The following is a 20,184-nucleotide window of genomic DNA, read 5'->3' as shown; positions in this document are numbered from 1 at the left end:
ATCAAAAGTTATTTATTGAAACTACCTTAATTTAATTCCCCCAATAGGTATTTATACTTTATGGAAACAACCTCATTACTTGTTCTACAATCGGTGCCATATCATAATACTTGTATTCAGCAAGTCGTCCACCGAAAATTACCCCAGATTCCTCTGCTGCCAAGAGACGATACCGCTTTGCGAGCAGGTTGTTCTTTTCATCATTGACGGGATAATAAGGCTCCATACCTTCTTGCCATTCCGTAGAATATTCACGTGAAATGACAGTCTTTGGGTTAGCATAAACCTCCTGACCAAATGATTCAAAATGTTTGTGCTCTATTATACGTGTATAAGGCACTTGTGCCTCTGTATAATTGACAACTGCATTGCCCTGATAGTTGGCAACATTGAGTACTTCATGTTCAAATCGAACGGTACGATAATCCAGCTTACCTAAACGATATCCGAAATACTCATCAATCTTACCTGTAAAAACAAGTTTTTTACATTGAACATTAAAACTTGAACTTTGAACTTTATGAACACCAGCCTCTGTATCATAAGTATGCTGACAATCAAAAAAGTCTATGTCCATTATTGTTTCTACTCCATCAAGCAAAGATTCTATCAGCTTGTTATAACCACCTATAGGAATACCCTGGTATTTATCGTTAAAATAGTTATTGTCATAAACTAAACGAACGGGAAGTCGCTTTATAATAAAAGATGGAAGTTCTGTGCATTTCCTCCCCCATTGTTTCTCCGTATATCCTTTAATTAGCTTTTCATAAACATCTTTACCAATTAATGCTAAAGCTTGCTCTTCAAGGTTACGAGGTTCCTCAACACCTTCTGCCTTCATTCTGGCAACAGCTTCTGCCCGCTGTTCATCAAGTTTTGCCTGCGCTTCTTCAGGTGTAGTTACACCCCACATCTGATAGAATGTATTCATATTGAAAGGCAGGTTATAGAATTTACCTTTATAATTAGCAACAGGAGCATTAGTAAAACGATTGAACTCAACAAGAGAGTTCACAAAGTCCCACACGCGTTTGCTTGATGTATGGAAAATATGTGCACCATATTTGTGCACATTGACCCCTTCTACATTCTCACAATAAAGGTTTCCACCCAGCTGTGACCGTCTATCTATCACCAGACACTTCTTTCCTTGCTTAGTTGCAAAATGAGCAAAGGTGGCACCGAAAAGACCTGCGCCAACAATGACATAATCATATAGTTTTACATCCATACTACTGAAAATAATTCAACGAAAACAAAATTCTACAGAAAAATTCAAATAAGAAAACATTATATAATCATCAGACTATGAACGAGTATGCATACAATCTCTCCTCCCTACAAGCTATGATAAAAGCTCACAGACTGCTACTATCACGGTTCTTCCACATAAGAACAAATACGCAAACACAAAAAGACTTGGTACAGTAACGAACATTAGTTCAAACAATAAACTGTGCTGGTCAATTCAGTTGGTGGATTCGCTCGCAGAATCTTTCTGTTAATAGTTTTAATTCTTTTATTACGGCTACAAAATTAAACAAAAACTTTGAGAAAATGAAAGAATACGAAAAGAATAATTGTAGGCAAACGATATAAATTAATGTTTAAAGGCAAGATAGGCACTTTCAATGAGGGAAAAAACCATAATATATCAATGATTTGAAGAAAAATAACTACCTTTGCATCAAAATCAGTTATCCTAAAAATGAAAAAGATTATATTAATTGCTGCCATCCTTCTGGGAGCACTGACAAAGGGACAAGCTCAGGTTTTAACAAAGCGCATAGGACAAGCGGTAAAGGAGGGTTATCAAGATGTCAAAGAAGCTATTGTGCAGGACGCTAAACCGTCAGGAGAACATACCATATGGGATATATATGCTGCACCTAAAGTCGGACTGAATTTATCAAACCTACCGGGTATTGATGGAAAAGTAAAATTAGGACTTATTGCTGGTGGGTATTTTGAAGTGTTCGTAGCCAAGAATATCGCTGTTGATGCGGAAATAAAGTACAGTCGGCAAGGTTCTTCGGGTGTCTACCGTAACTTTACCACGACTGATGCAACAGGCAATATTGTCATACAGGAGCATGGCCCATACGACTTCAAGTTAGACTATTTCAACATGAGCTACCTGGTGCGCTGGTACCCATGGGCAGACCTGCCATGGAGTTTCACAACAGGATTGAATACAGAATATATTATCAGCGCACATGCGAAACTGAAGCATGGCGCAGACATGAATCTAAAGAAAGGCATCTACAGAGGCGACGTAGCTATTCCTCTTGGCATCAGCTACGAGTGGAAACAATGGCAACTGGAAGCTCGCTACAACGTGTTCTTCAGAAAGTTAGCACGAAGCAATGAGGCAAAGGAATTAATGAGGAATGCACGCAATAACATGTTGGAAGTGACACTTGGCTACAGAATACAAGTTCTCTGACACACGCTGAAACCAAGTGAGAGGCTTCCTTTCCATACTATTTTTACTTCCCTCTGCTGTTATCTCAGCAGAAGAGTGTGACAGCATTTCTATACCCAAGGCTGGTATAGAGATGCGTTATATACCTGCCCAGACCTTATGTTTGGACAGGGAGCCACGCATCTGGACTAAGACAAAAGAAACACATGCCTTAGCAGCACAAGTAAACATTACACCTACAGAGAATGCTTTTGCACATGATTACAACTATCCGATATTCTCTATCGGACTGCGCTACAACTTTAACCATGGAACCACTATGCACCGAGATAATCCGTGGGGAGAAGCACAGCCTGTTAATTATACCAGTAAATTAGGGGACTTCCTTACGTTTTATGGCATTTTCACCCGTCCGCTTTATCGCAGCAAACACTGGCAATGGGGCTATTACTTAGGTACTGGTGTTGGCTACACTACCCTTAAATATAACCAAAAGAATAATATTGACAACGAATATATCGGCTCGCACTTCAATATCTTCTTTACTGCAGGAGTGTACGGACAATATAAAATAGCAAAGGAGTGGGACGTAAAGGCTGGATTAGACTTTGCACATCATAGCAATGGCGCAATGGCACGACCAAACAAAGGAGCTAACTACTTAGGTCCTTTCGTTGGCATCATGTATGAACCAGAGAAGCAAACGACAAAGATAGCAAAGCACAACACTATTGCCACAGCCCCCCTCAAGAAGTATTGGTTTACAGAATTTACCTTTGGTGTCGGTGGGAAAACATTACTTGAAGAGTGGCTGCATACACAATTCGCTACACCGCAAGGGCATCCCGACTATCGAAAGGAGCGGTTCGCTTTCTACGGAGCTTATTCCTTCCATGCACACCTACTCTATCGCTATGCTCGTCGTTGGGCATCCGGGGTAGGCTTCGGCTTATTCTATGGAGATTATGCCAGTAGGGTTGCAGAACTTGACAACAAAAACGGATACACTGGGGAGAAACATAGCCCATGGTCAGCTAGTATTGAGGCTCGACATGAAGTCTTCTATGGGAACATGTCTGTCCGTGTCAGCTTGGGCTATTACCTGTACCGCCACATGGGGTATAAATCGCATAACGGCTTGGAAAAACCTTACCACGAGCAGGTGGGTGTTTTCTATAGTTTCCCTAAGCTAAAGAACCTAACATTAGGCTTTAGTGTCAATGCACATGCCACCAAAGCCGACTTCACTGAACTGCAGATAGCAATGCCAGTGAAATTATAGAGATGGACTACGAATTTCTCAAATTACACGAATACATAATGAACATGGAGTATATCTTTAGACAGAATAACATGAAGACATATTCTCTTTTGTTGTTAGGTTTATTAATGTGGTATATAGTCTTTTAGACATATTTAATCTGCCATCTACGCATCCCATATTGAATATGTCTTTATGTCATTCTGTCTAAACTATTATCATCACTTATACATTCTGTCTAAAGCGGAACTTCTCTATCTCCTTAAAACCATTCAAGAACGAGCGAGCATCCATTCTTTTTTTTCCTGACAGCTGAATGTCAAGAAGTTCCAAAAGGCCGTCAGATGTGTTAACATAAAGACGGTTCTTCTCTACAACAAGCGAGCCAGGAGCACCTGTAGATGGGCTACCTGTCTTTGCAGTCTTGTAAACCTTCATAACCAAAGGCTTTTCTCCATTGTCTTCAACAGGACGAAGTATACTCCATGTTCCCGGGTATGGACTGAGTCCACGCACAAAATCATAAACCTTCTTGGCAGACTGGTTCCAATTAATTTCGCAAGTCTCCTTAAAAATCTTCGGCGCAGCCTTGAGTTCAATATTCTCATACGCTTGCGGAACACTGATTTCGTCAAGGACAGATGGGAAATCAATACTATCCAGATTATCTTCAGGCAGTTTTGAAGCAATAAGATTGATTGTCTCCAAAGCTGTCTCTGCACCTAAACACATCAAGCCGTCATAGACATACTCAACATCTGCCGTATCAGGAACGTTGAAAGGTTTTTGAAGAATGATGCGTCCTGTATCAATATCCTTGTCAAGGAAAAAGGTCGTCACACCCGTTTCCGTCTCCCCATTGATAACAGCCCAGTTGATTGGCGCAGCACCACGATACTGTGGGAGTAAGGCTGCATGAACGTTAAATGTACCCAGTCGAGGCATTCCCCACACCACTTCTGGCAACATACGGAAAGCTACTACCACTTGCAAATCAGCCTTATAAGAACGCAATTCTTCTATAAAGTCTGCATCTTTCATTTTAACAGGCTGTAGAACAGGCAGATTATGTTCCAAGGCATACTGTTTCACTGCTGATGGCTGCAGCTTTTCTTGATGACGACCAACGGGTTTGTCTGGTTGAGTAACAACAGCTACAACATTATAACCATTCTCAACTAAAGCCTTCAACGATTCCACAGCAAACTCTGGAGTTCCCATGAAAACGATACGTATATTTTCCTTTTTCATTGTCTTTGAGGGTTTGATAATAAGAAGATCCCCAACTGCTGCTGCCTAAAGGAAAGTAAAAAGAGGCAGGCAGGGAATAGTGTTGATAAGTGAGTCAAGTGACGACAGTGGTTATAATAAGGTTGACTGTCGGTTACAAGACTTCGCAGTTCCTGTTAAGTGGAGGTTTACTCCGCACTGAAGTCAGCTACCAACTGTCGATACATACTATAAAGGCGAGCACGTGATATATATCCCATCAACCGCCCATCAATACTCACAACTGGTAAATTCTGTGCACCAGTACGGTCAAAAGTCTTCATGACATCCTCCATTGGGTCATTGACACCGAGTGTTGCTGCAGGAGGGGTCATAAGCTGACTGACGTGAAAACGGTGATAAAGCTCCGTACGGAAGATAATATGACGGAGTTTGTTAATATCTATCTCGCCCAAGAGATTGCCACAGTCGTTAAGCACAGGAATATAATCATTACGACTGGAACTGAGTGCATGGACAAGTTTTCCCATCTCCATATCAGAATCGACTGATGTAAATTCACTGTCGATAATCTTATCCATGCTCATCAACGTGAGAATAGACTTGTCCGTATGGTGTGTAAGGAGTTTCCCCTGCTTTGCCAGACGGACAGCATAAATACTATGATGCTCGAAGATGTTGATAGTAAGATAGGAGCTGATGGTCACGATAATCAATGGAATGAAAAGCTGATAGCCACCTGTCAGTTCTGCAATGAGGAAAATACCCGTCAACGGTGCATGCATCACTGCTGCCATCACTGCTGCCATACCATAAAGCGTAAAGTTCTTCTCCGGAACATACACACCAAGTTGCTGCATATTCCAGAAACGGGCAAAGAAGAAACCGCCAAAGCCACCGATGAACAATGATGGGGCAAAGGTTCCACCACAACCTCCTGCACCGTTCGTAGCACTTGTTGCAAAGACCTTAGTCATCATAACAAAGCCTACATAAAGCAAAAGAAACTTTGCCTCTCCAGCGAACATAGAGCCACTCATCACCTGCATCCAGTCAGCTTCTGTCTTTCCTTCAATAAACAATCTCAAACTGCTATATCCTTCACCATAAAGAGATGGGAAAAGAAAAATTAGTGAAGATAACACCAAACCACCTACAAGTAATTTCAGATAAGGTTTAGAAGACAACTTGCCGTAACCATTTTCGCACCATGACATCAATCGCATGAAGTAAAGCGAAACAAAGCCACAAGCTATACCCAGCAGGATTGTTGGTGGTACACGATCAAGTCCCCAAAGATAATCCATCTGAAAATGGAACATCGACGAACCTCCTGTGAAGAAGTAGGAGAAACACGTAGCTGTCACAGATGCTATCAAAATAGGCAAGAGAGACGCCATGGTCAAATCAACCATCAACACCTCAAGTGTAAATACCAGTCCTGCTATTGGGGCCTTGAAAATACCTGAGACTGCCGCCGTTGCGCCACAACCAACAAGAAGCATGAGGGTGCGGTTATCTAACTTAAATATACGCCCCAGATTACTTCCAATAGCCGAACCCGTCAGCACAATAGGAGCTTCTGCTCCTACCGAACCGCCAAAACCAATCGTGATAGCAGAAGCAACGATGGATGACCATGTATTATGAGCTTTCAAGCGGGATTGTTTCGTAGAGATAGCATAGAGTACACGTGTTATACCATGCGAAATATTATCACGCACAATATATTTCACAAACAGACTCGTCAGCCAGATACCTACGACTGGATAGATAAGATAGAGCCAGTTAATGGTTTTGACTTGAAATCCCGAGGTAACCAGTTCCTCTATCAACTTGATTATTACGTGAAGAAAATAAGCTGCCAACGAAGCAAGGAAGCCGACTGCGAATGCCAGTACCAAGACAAGCTCACGGTCAGAAACATACTTCTTCCGCCAATTATCAAGTAGAGATATAAACCCCAGGCTATCTGATACTTTCATCTATCTATTCAATTATTTCCTTATGATTGTTACTTCGCCATCAGCAGCCAACTTGATAATACTGGATGGTGTATGTGGCTTGTGTTCCTGACGTCGTGACTCACAAACATAATCAACGCCATCAAGAATCTCCTGTGAAATATCACAATAATTCTGTGCAGCTGGTTCACCACTGACATTTGCCGAAGTACTTACAATTGCTTTCTGAAATCTGTAACATAACTCATGGGAAAAAGGTTCCTTTGTAACACGAATACCAATAGAACCGTCTTCAGCTATCAGGTTTGGTGCAAGATTCACAGCGCCATCAAGAATCAATGTTGTCGGTTTCTCAACAGCTTCTATCAGCTGCCAGGCAACATCAGGTACGTTACGTATATAACGCTGAAGACGATTTTCAGAATCAACCAGGCAGATAAGTGCCTTTGAGTCATCTCTACGTTTCAAGGCATATACCTTTGCCACTGCCTCCGCATTGGTAGCGTCACACCCTATACCCCACACAGTATCAGTTGGATAAAGGATAATACCACCCTTTCTCATCACTTCAATTGCTTTCTTGATGTCGTCTTCCTGTTTCATCCTTAAGTTATTGTAATTTCTTTCTAAGTATTATAAGTAGTCGCAAAGTTAGAGCAAAAAAACGAAAACACAAAACAAAAACTATAAAAAGAAAGTATGCAAAGAGTTATTGCTGTCCGATAAAACTTAAACAGCATACTATCCCGATATTTGCTTTTGATAGAACGATTCTGTTCTAACAATATATTGCAAGGTGTTTAGCACTCAACACCACTGGTGTTTGCCAACAGCACCACATGTGCTGGGCAACAACACATAGGCATAATATAGAAAGAGAGTTTCATTATTGTCATTATAAATATAGCAAGACACTAAAGGCTGATTTATAGCGGAGATGTTTAGCGGGCAACACTGATAAAGAATAAATACACCATTACAAGAGGAATGTCACGCTAATTGGTAACATGAACAAAACACAATAGGGACAAACAGTCTCGAAAGTCAGTTCTTCTTAGTAATGAAGGATGGCTGACGAGGGTGTTTGTCCCTACATTTAAAATATAAGTCTTAAACTCTTTCAAGCCTTACATACAGATAAACTATACGTACAGTCTAAAAGAAATATAAATTCTATATCATAAATTACAATTCCCAACCGATAGCTGAAGCACCAAGAACAGCAGCTGCAGCATCGTCAAGCGAGCTTACCAGGAACTTTGGTTTCTCCTTGAAGATTTCCAAAGCATGCTCCTTGTAAGAACGCATGATAGGCTCCATCAACAAGTCTCCAGCCTTGGTCAGGCCACCGAAGAAGATGAATGCCTCCGGAGAAGAGAATGTTGCGAAGTCTGCACAAGCCTCACCCAGCATCTTACCAGTGAACTCGTAGACACGCTTAGCAAGTGCATCACCACGACCAGCTGCGATAGAAACGTCCAAAGATGTAATATCTTCCGGATTGATCTCACGCAACAAAGAATCTTCCTTGCTCTCCTTCAAGAACTCACGGGCTGTGCGGGCAACACCAGTAGCAGAGCAATAAGTCTCCAGACAGCCTGTACGACCACATCCGCAAGTACGACCGTTCGCCCCACGAACCATTACCATGTGACCCAACTCACCAGCAAAGCCGTCGGAACCATAAACCATCTGGCCGTTGATGACAATACCCGAGCCAACACCAGTACCAAGAGTAATCATGATAAAGTCCTTCAAGCCGCGGGCAACACCATACTGCATCTCGCCGATAGCAGCAGCATTGGCATCATTGGTAAGACCAACCGGGATTCCTAACTTCTCAGAGAACATATCAGCCAATGGCACAACGCCATCGTGACCCCATGACAGGTTAGGTGCAAACTCAATCGTTCCACGATAGAAGTTACCATTAGGAGCACCGATACCCATAGCACGGAACTGACCGATACCACCATACTTTGCAATGAGGGGCTTGATAGCCTCAACACCTGCCTCGACAAAATCATTAACGGTCTTATAAGCCTGTGTCTTGATAGAATTGGTTGCAAGCACCTGTCCACGCTGGTCAACAACACCGAATACAGCGTTTGTTCCTCCTAAATCCAAGCCAATTACAAATGGCTTCTCCAATCCAGTTACAACTGGTTTCTGCTCTGTTACGTCCATGACATAAATAAGTTTTTAGTTTAAATATACTATTGGCAAAGTTATGAAAAAAGTGGAATACCACAAAGTTTTGTCAGCTAAATTTGCTTATCTCGTATTATTTTTGCAATTTTGCACTTAAAATAACAAACATGCAATTTCCCATCCAATTAGATATACTGGATTTCATCTTCAAGGGGCTGCTGATTGGCATCATCGCATCAGCACCTATGGGTCCAGTCGGAATATTATGTATACAGCGTACTTTGAACAAGGGACGCTGGTACGGTTTTGTAACAGGTATCGGAGCTGCTGTCAGTGATACCATCTATGCGCTTATCGTAGGTTTAGGTATGAGTTTCATCATGGGACCCTTAGAGAATCCTACATATAAACTCATCCTTCAGATTTCCGGCAGTGTCCTGCTTCTGTTATTCGGAATTTACTGTTTCCGCTCCGACCCGATGAAGAAGGCACATAAGAGCGGTAAGGAAAAAGGATCTATCTTCCACAACGGACTTACCGCCTTTCTGGTGACATTCTCAAACCCGTTGATTATCTTCCTTTTCGTTGCAACTTATGCACAGTTCGCATTCGTACAGCCTGACCGGCCGTTGGAAATGATTATCGGCTTTGCCTGTGTTCCTGCCGGTGCACTGCTGTGGTGGTATGGACTGACATGGCTGATTGATAAAATCAGGGGTAAATTCGATGTCAACGGTGTACTTATTATCAATAAGGTAATTGGCTCTGTTGTTATTCTGTTCTCCATCATCATACTGCTGGGAACAGTATTTAATCTTTATCACCTGCCAACCGTTGACGGGTTGATGGACTAAGAACAAATACAGTTTATGTTTGTTGCTAAGGAATTAAGAAAGAAGAGCATTGCAGAATATCTGCTGTATATGTGGCAGATAGAAGATACAATCCGTGCCTACGGTTGTTCACTGACACGAATCCGTAAAGAATATATCGACCAGTTCCAATATTCTGAAGAACAAAAGGAGGAAGAGGAAGACTGGTTCGGTGACCTTGTACGTATGATGAATCAGGAGGGTTGCCGTGAAGGCGGGCACTTACAAATAAACAAGGTACTCATGCAGGACCTGACGGAACTGCACGCACAGTTACTACAGTCATCGAAGTTTCCCTTCTATTCTGCAGAATATTATCGTGTATTACCATTCATTGTAGAGCTGAGAGGGAAGGCAAAGCGTACCGCAGACAAGATGGCACGTACGAATGATGAGCGTCTGAAGAGCGTTGCCTCACAATTAGGAGAGAGCGAAGTTGAGACCTGCTTCGACCTACTTTATGGTGTGATGATGCTCCGACTACAGAAGAAGGAGATCACACCCGAGACAAAACGTGCATTGAAAGAGATTACAACCTTCATAGGAATGTTGTCCGATTACTACATAAAGGATAAGGCAGAGGGCTTGGACTTTGGCGAAGAGTAAAACAGAAAGGTTATGAATATTTTAGTTACAGGAGCAAACGGACAACTTGGCAACGAGATACAGCTTGTATCCAAGCATAGTAAGGACCACTATATCTTCACTGATGTATGCGAGGGATATACAAAGTTGGACATCACTGATCTTGAGGACATCTGCAAGATGGTGCATGACAACAATGTAGAATGTATTATCAACTGCGCTGCATGGACCAACGTTGACAAAGCTGAAACGGCAGGCGAGATTGTTGAGAAGCTCAATGCTGTCGCACCAGAGAACCTTGCCAAGGCAATGAAAGAAGTGAACGGACTGCTTGTTCATGTCAGTACGGACTACGTCTTTGGCGGAGACCCCTACAACACACCCTGTAAAGAGGATATGAAAGGTACACCAACTGGCGTTTACGGTTTGACCAAACTGCATGGCGAGGAGAAGATTCAGACAACAGGGGTAAACCATATTATCCTTCGCACAGCATGGCTTTACAGTGAGTTCGGTCACAACTTCGTCAAAACAATGATGAACCTGACAGCAACAAAGCCACAACTTAAAGTTGTCTTTGACCAGTGCGGCACACCTACCTATGCCGGTGACTTGGCAGAAGCCATCTATGATATTGTTGAGAACCGCAAGTATGAAGATAATAGCGGTGTCTATCATTTCTCCAATGAAGGTGTATGCAGCTGGTATGACTTCACGATTAAGATTGCAGAACTTGCAGGCAACTCAGCCTGTGACATTCAGCCTTGCCACAGTGACGAATTCCCTTCGCCTGTCACCCGCCCAGCCTATTCAGTACTTGACAAGACAAAGATAAAGGAAACCTTCGGCATAAAGATTCCTTATTGGGTTGATTCGCTGAAGAAATGTATGAAAGGATTGCAGGAACAAGACAAACAATAGGAGTTAAGAAGTGGAGAAGTTAAGTCACAACCCTTTTCTCCAAGGACGTAAAAGGAGGTTTGGAGCAAACTCCATATAACTACAGAAAAATCCTTGTACTCCATGAACATAAAAGGGAACGGTTCGCTTAGCATCATAGCAACTGCCGACAACACTTTAACTCCCAAAGAAAATAAAACAAATGAATGAAATAGAACGCAGGCGAACGTTCGCCATTATCTCTCATCCGGACGCTGGTAAGACTACGTTGACTGAGAAATTCCTTCTCTTTGGTGGTCAGATTCAGGTTGCCGGTGCGGTGAAGAACAACAAGATACGAAAGACTGCAACATCTGACTGGATGGATATTGAGAAACAACGTGGTATCTCGGTATCAACCTCTGTGATGGAGTTTGACTATGAAGATTATAAGGTAAACATCCTTGACACTCCCGGTCACCAGGACTTTGCCGAGGATACCTACCGTACACTTACCGCTGTAGACTCTGCCATCATCGTTGTTGACTCCGCTAAAGGTGTTGAGGCGCAGACACGTAAGCTGATGGAAGTGTGTCGCATGCGCAACACACCGGTTATCATCTTTATCAACAAGATGGACCGTGAAGGTCGTGATCCTTTCGATGTACTGGATGAACTGGAAGAAGAACTTAAAATCAGTGTGCGCCCACTTTCATGGCCAATCGGACAAGGACAACGTTTCAAGGGTGTATATAATATCTACGAACAGCAGCTAAACCTCTTCACTCCAAACAAACAGCGTGTGACAGAGAAGGTTGAAGTGGATATCAACTCTAAGGAATTAGACGAGCATGTTGGTGCAGACTTTGCAGAACTGCTCCGCAACGACCTTGAACTGGTAAATGGAGTTTACCCAGAGTTTGATGTTGAGGCTTACCGCCGTGCAGAGGTTGCACCGGTTTTCTTTGGCTCTGCACTTAACAACTTCGGTGTACAGGAATTGCTCAACTGCTTCGTCGAGATAGCCCCAAGTCCACGTCCTACAAAGGCTGAAGAGCGTATGGTTGAACCGACAGAACCCAAGTTCACTGGTTTCATCTTCAAGATTACAGCCAACATCGACCCTAACCACCGCAGCTGTATTGCCTTCTGCAAGGTGTGCTCTGGTAAGTTCCAGCGCAACCAGCCTTACCTTCACATACGTAACGGTAAGACCATGCGCTTCTCCTCCCCTACTCAGTTCATGGCACAGCGCAAGAGCACCGTAGAAGAGGCTTACCCTGGCGACATCGTTGGTTTGCCGGATAGTGGTGGTGTCTTCAAAATTGGTGATACACTTACCGAGGGTGAGAACATCCACTTCCGTGGCTTGCCAAGTTTTTCACCAGAGCTCTTCAAGTACATTGAGAATGATGATCCTATGAAATCCAAGCAGTTCCTTAAGGGAATCGAGCAGCTGATGAACGAAGGTGTTGCACAGTCGTTTGTCAACCAGTTCAACAACCGACGCATTGTGGGAACCGTCGGACAGCTTCAGTTTGAGGTTATCCAGTATCGATTGGAGCATGAGTACAATGCCAAGTGTCGCTGGGAGCCAGTCCATCTCTACAAGGCTTGTTGGATTGAGGCTGAAGATGAGGCTGAATTAGAGAACTTCAAGAAGCGTAAGTATCAGTATATGGCAAAGGATATTGAAGGACGTGATGTGTTCCTTGCTGATTCCAGCTACGTGCTAAGCATGGCACAGCAAGACTTTGAACACATCCGCTTCCACTTTACAAGTGAGTTCTAACCAAAGATGAAACAACATAAAAGAGGGTGTGTCAAAATGCAAATTAATAACTTGACAACTCTCAAACTATAAGTAGTTTTTTCCTAAAAGCAAAGAAAAGACCATTTCTTTACTCAAAATCGAGTACAGAAATGGTATTTTTTCATGAATTATTTCAAACTGTAAGATTATCAAAATGGTATTTGCATTTTGACACACCCTCTTTTCGTTTACTCAGAAAGAAATTGGGTTTGCTTGGTAAGCATCCAATATTATCCGTCTTTTTCTATTTCATCTCGTCACTACCTTTGTGTGAAAAAAATGTTTGCAATCAACAAAACAATACTGGCTTACCTATCAGAAAAGAAGAGTCAGCCCAGGTTATACGTGTGTACACTCATACCTTGTGCTGAGGGCAGGTAGTTAATCCCCCACCAGCACATCTGCAGCAGGATGAATGAAATTATAAGCACCCATAAGGCTGGACGAATCGAGTGTGGATGATATTCCCGATAATGAACGTAGACCAGATAAGACATCCAGGTGATGGCCGCCCACGTTTCCTTAGGATCCCATGCCCAGTAATGTCCCCATGCTTCCTTTGCCCAGATGGCTCCCATGAGCATGCCGAGTGTCATGAAGGAAAGACCAACGTAAGTAAGATTGTCGGTTATTTCCATCTCCTTGTCAACATCTGTTCCCTTCTTGAAGAAAAGCAGATACACAGACATGACAAGAGCTGCCCCCAAGAGTGCATATGCCATCATGTAGACAATCACATGAGGAGCAAACCACGGGCTTTGCAATGCCGGCATAAGTGTCTTGGAATGTATCTCTGGCTTGAAAACATTAATACAGATAAAGACTGTTGCAAGAAGTGTTGAGAAACTCAATATCCATTTATATTGCCAACGGCTATAGACGATAATGCCTGCCAAGGGAAGGAAGAAGATGTACCAGAGACGTGTCTCTCCCATTGTACGGAGTGGCGGGCGTTCTAATGTTATCCACATTATAAGAATGTAAGCGAAGAAAACAGCAAGGCCAAGACCTGTCGTTGTGAAGGATAAAATACGACGATTGCGCCATGCACCCCATGCACCTACAGCCCATAAAACTACTGATACCACTGCAAATATGATAAAATAACTCCAGGTCATAGCTTCACCTCCTTCTTACGACTTGCCGTCAGGAACATTCCGACAGCTCCAAACAACAACAGGAATATACCCACATAAACACATGGCATCCAAGGGTCAGTTACTAACTCAAAGACACTCAGGTTGCTCCACTTACCCATCTGTTCATTATAACTGAGCTGATAGATTTTCCATCCTTCGATACTAAACGGCTTGTTGACTTCTATCTCGGTGTGTATGTTTTTTCCTTCCTGTGTATAGATGTCTACAAGTGAGGCAAAACGGCGCGGCTCACGATTAGGCATAACCAGTTTTCTGCCATCATCAAGATTCAAGGCTTGATAAGGAAACAGATAACTACCACAGGTTAGCCAACCTGTTTTGGTGCGTTGTTGTCTTTTTTTCGTTTCAGAACCCTTGCTGGCAGTCGAGCTTACGCCTGTTGTCACTTTCACAAATAATGCACAGGCTGAACCAGAGCCGTCCGTTGTTATATACCCTTCCTTGTTACGTGCCTGTCCTAAAGAGTCCATGCGGATATTGGCCATCATACCTCCAGGCATCTTGCCTACCATCTTGCTGAGCATGACAGGAATGGCATTGTCAACACGTTTCAGTATCTCAATCTTGCAGTCCAACAACTGACTGGATTTCACGTTCTTGTCTACAAGGATGTTTTCTGGTTTTCCGTTTGGAAGCGGAAACCCCATCTTGTCGATAAGCATGAGCTTAGGAGGATATTCATCAATAGTGAACTTTTCTAATTGAATAGCTACAGGGAGGTGATGAACTTTACCAAAGGCGTCGAGTCCACGCCATTCTACCTGCCCGGTTTCACAGTACATCTTCAAGCGTTGCATATCTGCACTACCAAGTGTAAGGACAAGGAACAGTCCGACATGGCTGGTTAGTATAGGTAACCTGCGCCATGAGAAGTGTGCTATCTGATTTAATGTTACTTCCCCAACAATTGCCGTCATCCACAGGTAAACGAAGATGAAAGACCAGAAGTTAAGCATCTTCGACAGTCCTATTGGGTCAACAGGACTTTTACCTTCTGCTACTTGCTTGGTTAATCCCATTATGATGGTTAGTACCACCGCTGCAGCAATAGCAGGAATAGCCGCTTGCATGGTAGTCATGAAACGACAGAAATAAGACCGCTTACGCAATGCAAAGATTGCAATAAGTATCAGTATAAATAAGATAAGTATGATAAGGTTGGCAGGCCAGACAAAGATACCCCACTCTAAAGGTCCCATTGTCATCTGTAACAATGCACCTGTAACCAATAATCCAACAACAACAGCTGTACCTTCTTTCAGTGTATAAGGTTTATTCCACATAGTAAAAGAAGCTCTGCTCCACCCTTCCCAAAATGGAAAAGTTCTTTAGATGGTTGTCATAGAGCATGAGCAAGTATAATGATTTATATGTGATAGATAAAATACAAAAATTAACAAGATATGATAATGACTAAGCATTTGTGTTTTCTACTGACAGGATTCCTCCCCGGAAAGGAAGGAATCCTGATAGTAATATTACATAGGCTTGGTTATAAACCGTTTGTTCTTGCGGGCTGTCTCAATCCACTTTGGTACTACAGTATCAAGGAACTGCTTCTTCTGACCATTGAGCTTCTTCATGTCAAGACCAATATAAGACTGAGCCTTGGCCTTGCTTGAGATGTCAGGAAGAGGAATCTGTCCTGTAAAGCCATGACGGGCAACGACACGTGCTATCTGTAAACGGGCATCCTTTGCATATTCCATTGCACTTGCAAGCAGACGCATCGTCTCTTGTGGAGCATGGAATGCTGCACCGTGGCTGGCAACAGCATAGTCCCAACGCCACTGTCCCTTGCGGAGGTCGGTCAGGACAGGCTGCATTTCAGTTTCAGTAGCACCTTTCTCCCAGGCAAACTTCGCTTCGATATGTGCGGCTGCAAGTTCCTTCTCTACATTTGTGCGGAACTCATAAACCTTCTGCTGACGCTCATAAACGTTCTGACGAAGTGTCTCGGCATCCTGCCTGTGACAGGTCTGACAAGTACGGTCGATGTTTGCCAACGGACTTGTAATATGGTGATCCGTGTACTTCACGCCACCTTCAGAGATGTAAGGCATGTGGCAATCGGCACATGAAACGCCACGCTGACCGTGGATTCCTTGCAGGAACACTTCATAGCCAGGGTGCTGAGCCTTGAGAATCTTAGCTTTTGAAAGCGGATTGATGTAATCGTAGAATCCGATACTATCGTAGTATTCTTCTGCTGCCTCACACGTCATACCCTTTTCTTGAGGGAAGTGGAGATAGTTACCATTCTCCTTCTCGAAGTAGTATTCCGTATGGCACTGTGCGCAGACCAGACTACGCATCTCCTGATGGCTGGCTTTTTTCACGTCTTTACCGACACGAGCCCAAGCCTCATAGAGTGCAGGACGAGCAGGGCGGAGCTCCATCGTCCGAGCATCATGGCAGTCAGAGCAACCGACGGTGTTCATGACCTCTGGTCCCCAGTCGCTCCACTTGGCAGCATAGAACTTGTCAGTGCCCTTTTCACGCATAAGGCGTGGGACGTCTGGACTCTTACAGGTCCAGCAAGTACCAGGCTGCATATCATCCTGTCCATCAACCCCAGGGCTTCCTGTACGCAGAATCTTTAGTAAATCTTCTATACAATGACGGTGACCACGTGGGGTGTTATAATGCCTTGAAAACGCATAACCAGCCCATAAAATGACCATCTCGGGTCTCTCTGCAAGCACGTCTACCTCCTGAGAAGAGTTATACTTGCTCACGAAACTTGTGTCTTCCGTCATCGCCCACGTCTGGTATTCACGTGGAAAATCTGCTGCAAACTTCTCGTTCTGAGCAACAATGGAATCTGTCATCGGTGTACGTCTGTTATTGAATACGCTTGCCACCTCGGCTCTTCTTTCAAGCATAGATGAACAGAGCAATCCAAGTAAGAACACGATGACCATTGCCCCTCCGAAGAGTAGCCAGCCTTGCCATTTCTTTAATGTCTTTGCCATAATTATAGGTTTTTAGTTTTTATTATTTCTTTCCTAAAACTTTCTGCAACCAATCTGGTACTGGAGAAGGTGGCATGGGCTCCACATATTCAGCTCCAGGCGTACTGGAGAGGGAGTTCTTGTTCATGTGAGCAACATCACGGTGACAGTCCCAGCATGCTTTTCCTTCACCACGCTGTGCCTCCATATAATCAATTCTTCCAGTATTGACAAACTCCTGGTTAAGCTGTTTATGACAACGGATACAGTTGTCCATTATAACCTCTGCGGATGCTTCTTCAGCTTCGATTGCCTGTGCCTCACTGTGAGTGACAAAATAAGCAACATGTTTCATGCCGTCCATACCCTTGAAAGCATAGTGGGATACGATGTTGTTGTTAGGCACGTGACAGTCATTACAGGTGGTGTTTCGGGCATGTGCGGAATGTGCCCACGTAGCATAGTAGGGCGACATAATGTGGCAGTTGATACATGCAGCAGGGTCATCACCTATTATATAGGTGTGCATGCGGAGCAAATAAAAGAATAACCCAGTCAATCCTACAATCACACCAAGTGAAAGAGTCAATGCTACTTTCTGTCGATATGAAATGCGTGCCAGAAAGTTTCCCAGCACACTTTTAAATTTGGTAGAGATGGTTTTTAGCTTCATAGGAGTTATGTCTTGTTTTGCGTACAAATATAGCTATTAAATTTAAATATGCAAGTAAAGATAAAAGAAAAAATCATCATAAATTATGATTTAGACTAATTCTAATAAAATACTTTCATGACGAGAAATAATTCTTTTCATGAAGGGAAATGGTTATACTCGTGAAAGAAAATATTTCTCTTCATGAAAATAATTCGACAAAGCATGTGACTAAAGGCAAGTCACACTGCTCTACTGACTTTCAGAAAGGTTTACAGACTGGAGAAAAGCATATCATTCCGCCTCCATGTATTTAACTTTTTTTTATTACCATATAGTAGTTATATCATTAAAAAATGGTAACTTTGTGCGAATTTAATCAGTAAGCTGTGACTAAAGATATAGTCAAAAAAAGAGTTCGGGATATTCTGGATGAATACCTCGAAGCAAACAATCATCGCAAGACATCAGAGCGGTATGCCATTCTGGATGCAGTGTATGACATGGGGGAACATTTCTCCTTGGATGAGCTGGGCGAAGAACTTGAGGAAAGGAACTTCCGGGTCTCACGTGCCACGCTTTATAACACGATGCGACTTTTCATTGAATTGCGCCTTGTTGTCAGACACCGTTTCATAGGTCAGACCAAGTATGAGGCATGTTACGACAATGAAGATCATATCCATCAGATCTGTACGGTATGCGGGACTGTGACCGAGGTTGATTCTCCCGAGATTGCGGATGCTATCAAGAATACAAAGTTCCACCGCTTCCGCAGGGATGGTTTCTCCTTATATATATATGGTATATGTTCACGCTGTCAGGCTGTCTTGTCGCGTCAGAGAAGCAAGTTTCTTACACAGAAACAAGTTAAAAACTCACATAAAAGCAAATGAACACAGGTAAAGTAGACGTCCTGTTGGGTCTCCAATGGGGTGATGAAGGTAAAGGAAAGGTCGTAGACGTGCTTACACCACGCTACGACGTAGTAGCTCGTTTCCAAGGAGGTCCTAATGCCGGGCACACACTGGAGTTCGAAGGGCAGAAGTACGTCCTGCGTTCCATACCGTCCGGTATCTTCCAGGGTGGCAAGGTAAACATCATTGGCAATGGAGTTGTTCTGGCTCCAGATCTCTTTATGGGTGAGGCAAAAGACCTTGAGAAGAGCGGACATCCGCTGAAGGAGCGTCTGCATATCTCAAAGAAGGCACATCTTATCATGCCTACACATCGTATTCTTGACCGTGCCTACGAGGCTGCAAAGGGCAAGGATAAGGTGGGAACGACCGGCAAGGGCATTGGTCCTACCTATACCGACAAAATCAGCCGTAATGGTTTGCGTGTCGGCGACATCCTCTGTGACTTCGATCGCAAGTATGCTGCCCACAAGGAGCGACACATGAAGATGCTCGAAGCACTTGGGTGGACTGACTTTGAATGCTTTGATGAAACGGAAAAGCTCTGGCTGGAAGGTATTGAATACATGAAGGAGTTTAAATTTGTTGACTCCGAACATGAAATAAACCGCCTGCTTCGTGACAGCAAGAGCATCCTTTGCGAAGGTGCACAGGGAACGATGTTGGATGTAGATTTTGGCTCTTATCCTTTCGTCACTTCATCTAATACAGTATGTGCCGGTGCTTGTACAGGACTTGGAATTGGTCCTAACAAAGTGGGTAATGTCTACGGTATCATGAAAGCCTACTGTACCCGTGTGGGTGCTGGTCCATTCCCTACGGAACTTTTTGATGAGACTGGGAAAAACATCCGTGACCTCGGTCATGAATATGGAGCCGTGACAGGACGTGAACGTCGCTGCGGCTGGATTGACCTTGTTCAGCTTCGTTATTCAGTAATGATAAATGGTGTGACTGAACTTATCATGATGAAGAGTGATGTTCTTGACAGCTTCGAGACCATCAAGGCGTGTGTTGCATACGAGTTGCCAGACGGAACCGAGACAAAGGAGTTCCCTTACGAGATTGATAACGTCAAGCCAATCTACAAGGAGTTCCGTGGCTGGAGGAAAGATATGACGAAATGTAAGTCACAGGATGAGTTTCCGCAGGAGTTCCGTGACTATGTTGCTTTCCTCGAGGATTATCTTAACACTCGCATCGGTATCATTTCAGTCGGTCCTGACCGTGAGCAGACGATTGTTTTATAAACTCCTAATAGACTGTGACAGGTGGCTATAAGTATATTGCAGAGCTTATAACCGCTTGTTACAGCCTT

Annotated in this window: 17 protein-coding genes; 8 read left to right on the top strand and 9 right to left on the bottom strand. The window is 43.3% G+C overall.

Annotated elements, in window-relative coordinates:
- Positions 1-58: 58 nt before the first annotated feature.
- Entirely contained in the window at positions 59-1,234 is a 1,176-nt protein-coding gene (glf, locus tag ADJ77_RS02745) for a UDP-galactopyranose mutase (protein WP_025078953.1), read from the bottom strand.
- A 477-nt stretch (positions 1,235-1,711) separates the two neighbouring features.
- Between glf and ADJ77_RS02735 the strand changes: the two genes are divergently transcribed.
- Both ADJ77_RS02735 and ADJ77_RS02730 read left to right on the top strand, forming a co-directional pair.
- Positions 1,712-2,449, top strand: coding sequence for an outer membrane beta-barrel protein (locus ADJ77_RS02735; protein WP_025078954.1), 738 nt, complete (start codon positions 1,712-1,714; stop codon positions 2,447-2,449).
- Between the two features lie 16 nt (positions 2,450-2,465).
- Positions 2,466-3,710, top strand: coding sequence for an acyloxyacyl hydrolase (locus tag ADJ77_RS02730; RefSeq protein WP_025078955.1), 1,245 nt, complete (start codon positions 2,466-2,468; stop codon positions 3,708-3,710).
- 204 nt (positions 3,711-3,914) lie between these two features.
- Here the strand turns inward: ADJ77_RS02730 and fmt are convergent, their stop codons facing one another.
- The 4 genes from fmt to ADJ77_RS02710 form a co-directional block, all read right to left on the bottom strand.
- Positions 3,915-4,940 (bottom strand): methionyl-tRNA formyltransferase, encoded by a 1,026-nt coding sequence (gene fmt, locus ADJ77_RS02725; protein ID WP_025078956.1) that lies wholly within the window; start codon positions 4,938-4,940, stop codon positions 3,915-3,917.
- Positions 4,941-5,107: 167 nt separating this feature from the next.
- Positions 5,108-6,904: a chloride channel protein gene (locus ADJ77_RS02720; RefSeq protein ID WP_050695997.1), complete on the bottom strand. Its 1,797-nt coding sequence runs from the start codon at positions 6,902-6,904 to the stop codon at positions 5,108-5,110.
- 12 nt (positions 6,905-6,916) lie between these two features.
- A complete protein-coding gene (locus ADJ77_RS02715; protein ID WP_025078802.1) occupies positions 6,917-7,486 on the bottom strand; it encodes an L-threonylcarbamoyladenylate synthase in 570 nt (189 codons plus the stop codon).
- A gap of 582 nt (positions 7,487-8,068) precedes the next feature.
- Positions 8,069-9,070, bottom strand: a complete 1,002-nt coding sequence (locus tag ADJ77_RS02710) for an ROK family protein (protein ID WP_025078803.1) — start codon at positions 9,068-9,070, stop codon at positions 8,069-8,071.
- 131 nt (positions 9,071-9,201) lie between these two features.
- Here ADJ77_RS02710 and ADJ77_RS02705 point away from each other — a divergent pair, with 131 nt between their 5' ends.
- From ADJ77_RS02705 to ADJ77_RS02690, 4 genes are all read left to right on the top strand, one after another.
- The gene (locus tag ADJ77_RS02705) at positions 9,202-9,888 is read left to right on the top strand and encodes a LysE family translocator (protein WP_025078804.1); all 687 of its coding nucleotides are present in this window, start codon (positions 9,202-9,204) and stop codon (positions 9,886-9,888) included.
- A gap of 15 nt (positions 9,889-9,903) precedes the next feature.
- The gene (locus ADJ77_RS02700; RefSeq protein ID WP_025078805.1) at positions 9,904-10,512 is read left to right on the top strand and encodes a DUF4924 family protein; all 609 of its coding nucleotides are present in this window, start codon (positions 9,904-9,906) and stop codon (positions 10,510-10,512) included.
- A gap of 12 nt (positions 10,513-10,524) precedes the next feature.
- Positions 10,525-11,412: a dTDP-4-dehydrorhamnose reductase gene (gene rfbD, locus ADJ77_RS02695; RefSeq protein WP_025078806.1), complete on the top strand. Its 888-nt coding sequence runs from the start codon at positions 10,525-10,527 to the stop codon at positions 11,410-11,412.
- Between the two features lie 181 nt (positions 11,413-11,593).
- Positions 11,594-13,162 carry a peptide chain release factor 3 gene (locus ADJ77_RS02690; protein ID WP_025078807.1) on the top strand — a complete coding sequence of 523 codons (1,569 nt, stop codon included), beginning with the start codon at positions 11,594-11,596 and terminating at the stop codon, positions 13,160-13,162.
- A 350-nt stretch (positions 13,163-13,512) separates the two neighbouring features.
- On the opposite strand, the gene ccsA is transcribed toward ADJ77_RS02690, so the two are convergent.
- From ccsA to nrfH, 4 genes are all read right to left on the bottom strand, one after another.
- Positions 13,513-14,301, bottom strand: a complete 789-nt coding sequence (gene ccsA / locus ADJ77_RS02685; protein ID WP_025078808.1) for a cytochrome c biogenesis protein CcsA — start codon at positions 14,299-14,301, stop codon at positions 13,513-13,515.
- Positions 14,298-15,626, bottom strand: a complete 1,329-nt coding sequence (locus tag ADJ77_RS02680; RefSeq protein ID WP_025078809.1) for a cytochrome c biogenesis protein ResB — start codon at positions 15,624-15,626, stop codon at positions 14,298-14,300. Before ADJ77_RS02680 ends, ccsA begins: the two co-directional genes overlap by 4 nt.
- A 195-nt stretch (positions 15,627-15,821) precedes the next feature.
- On the bottom strand, positions 15,822-17,318 hold the full coding sequence (gene nrfA / locus ADJ77_RS02675) for an ammonia-forming cytochrome c nitrite reductase (RefSeq protein ID WP_025078810.1): 1,497 nt from the start codon (positions 17,316-17,318) through the stop codon (positions 15,822-15,824).
- Between the two features lie 22 nt (positions 17,319-17,340).
- Positions 17,341-17,970 (bottom strand): cytochrome c nitrite reductase small subunit, encoded by a 630-nt coding sequence (nrfH, locus tag ADJ77_RS02670; protein WP_025078811.1) that lies wholly within the window; start codon positions 17,968-17,970, stop codon positions 17,341-17,343.
- 368 nt (positions 17,971-18,338) lie between these two features.
- Here nrfH and ADJ77_RS02665 point away from each other — a divergent pair, with 368 nt between their 5' ends.
- Positions 18,339-18,845: a Fur family transcriptional regulator gene (locus ADJ77_RS02665; protein WP_025078812.1), complete on the top strand. Its 507-nt coding sequence runs from the start codon at positions 18,339-18,341 to the stop codon at positions 18,843-18,845.
- Positions 18,842-20,116 (top strand): adenylosuccinate synthase, encoded by a 1,275-nt coding sequence (locus ADJ77_RS02660; RefSeq protein ID WP_050695996.1) that lies wholly within the window; start codon positions 18,842-18,844, stop codon positions 20,114-20,116. The genes ADJ77_RS02665 and ADJ77_RS02660 overlap by 4 nt, the downstream gene beginning before the upstream one ends.
- Positions 20,117-20,184: the final 68 nt, after the last annotated feature.

Origin of the sequence: Prevotella fusca JCM 17724, assembly GCF_001262015.1 — a bacterium.
Classification (GTDB): domain Bacteria; phylum Bacteroidota; class Bacteroidia; order Bacteroidales; family Bacteroidaceae; genus Prevotella; species Prevotella fusca.
Note: the sequence above shows the minus strand (reverse complement) of the source record. Positions and strands in the feature narration are given on the sequence as shown.

Bases quoted from the DNA above. Each gene is read 5' to 3' on its own strand.
- ADJ77_RS02700 (WP_025078805.1), top strand. From the start codon at position 9,904: ATGTTTGTTGCTAAGGAATTAAGAAAGAAGAGCATTGCAGAATATCTG.
- ADJ77_RS02735 (WP_025078954.1), top strand. From the start codon at position 1,712: ATGAAAAAGATTATATTAATTGCTGCCATCCTTCTGGGAGCACTGACA.
- glf (WP_025078953.1), bottom strand. From the start codon at position 1,234: ATGGATGTAAAACTATATGATTATGTCATTGTTGGCGCAGGTCTTTTC.
- ADJ77_RS02690 (WP_025078807.1), top strand. From the start codon at position 11,594: ATGAATGAAATAGAACGCAGGCGAACGTTCGCCATTATCTCTCATCCG.
- ADJ77_RS02680 (WP_025078809.1), bottom strand. From the start codon at position 15,626: ATGTGGAATAAACCTTATACACTGAAAGAAGGTACAGCTGTTGTTGTT.
- rfbD (WP_025078806.1), top strand. From the start codon at position 10,525: ATGAATATTTTAGTTACAGGAGCAAACGGACAACTTGGCAACGAGATA.
- ccsA (WP_025078808.1), bottom strand. From the start codon at position 14,301: ATGACCTGGAGTTATTTTATCATATTTGCAGTGGTATCAGTAGTTTTA.
- nrfH (WP_025078811.1), bottom strand. From the start codon at position 17,970: ATGAAGCTAAAAACCATCTCTACCAAATTTAAAAGTGTGCTGGGAAAC.
- ADJ77_RS02660 (WP_050695996.1), top strand. From the start codon at position 18,842: ATGAACACAGGTAAAGTAGACGTCCTGTTGGGTCTCCAATGGGGTGAT.
- nrfA (WP_025078810.1), bottom strand. From the start codon at position 17,318: ATGGCAAAGACATTAAAGAAATGGCAAGGCTGGCTACTCTTCGGAGGG.
- fmt (WP_025078956.1), bottom strand. From the start codon at position 4,940: ATGAAAAAGGAAAATATACGTATCGTTTTCATGGGAACTCCAGAGTTT.
- ADJ77_RS02710 (WP_025078803.1), bottom strand. From the start codon at position 9,070: ATGGACGTAACAGAGCAGAAACCAGTTGTAACTGGATTGGAGAAGCCA.
- ADJ77_RS02720 (WP_050695997.1), bottom strand. From the start codon at position 6,904: ATGAAAGTATCAGATAGCCTGGGGTTTATATCTCTACTTGATAATTGG.
- ADJ77_RS02715 (WP_025078802.1), bottom strand. From the start codon at position 7,486: ATGAAACAGGAAGACGACATCAAGAAAGCAATTGAAGTGATGAGAAAG.
- ADJ77_RS02705 (WP_025078804.1), top strand. From the start codon at position 9,202: ATGCAATTTCCCATCCAATTAGATATACTGGATTTCATCTTCAAGGGG.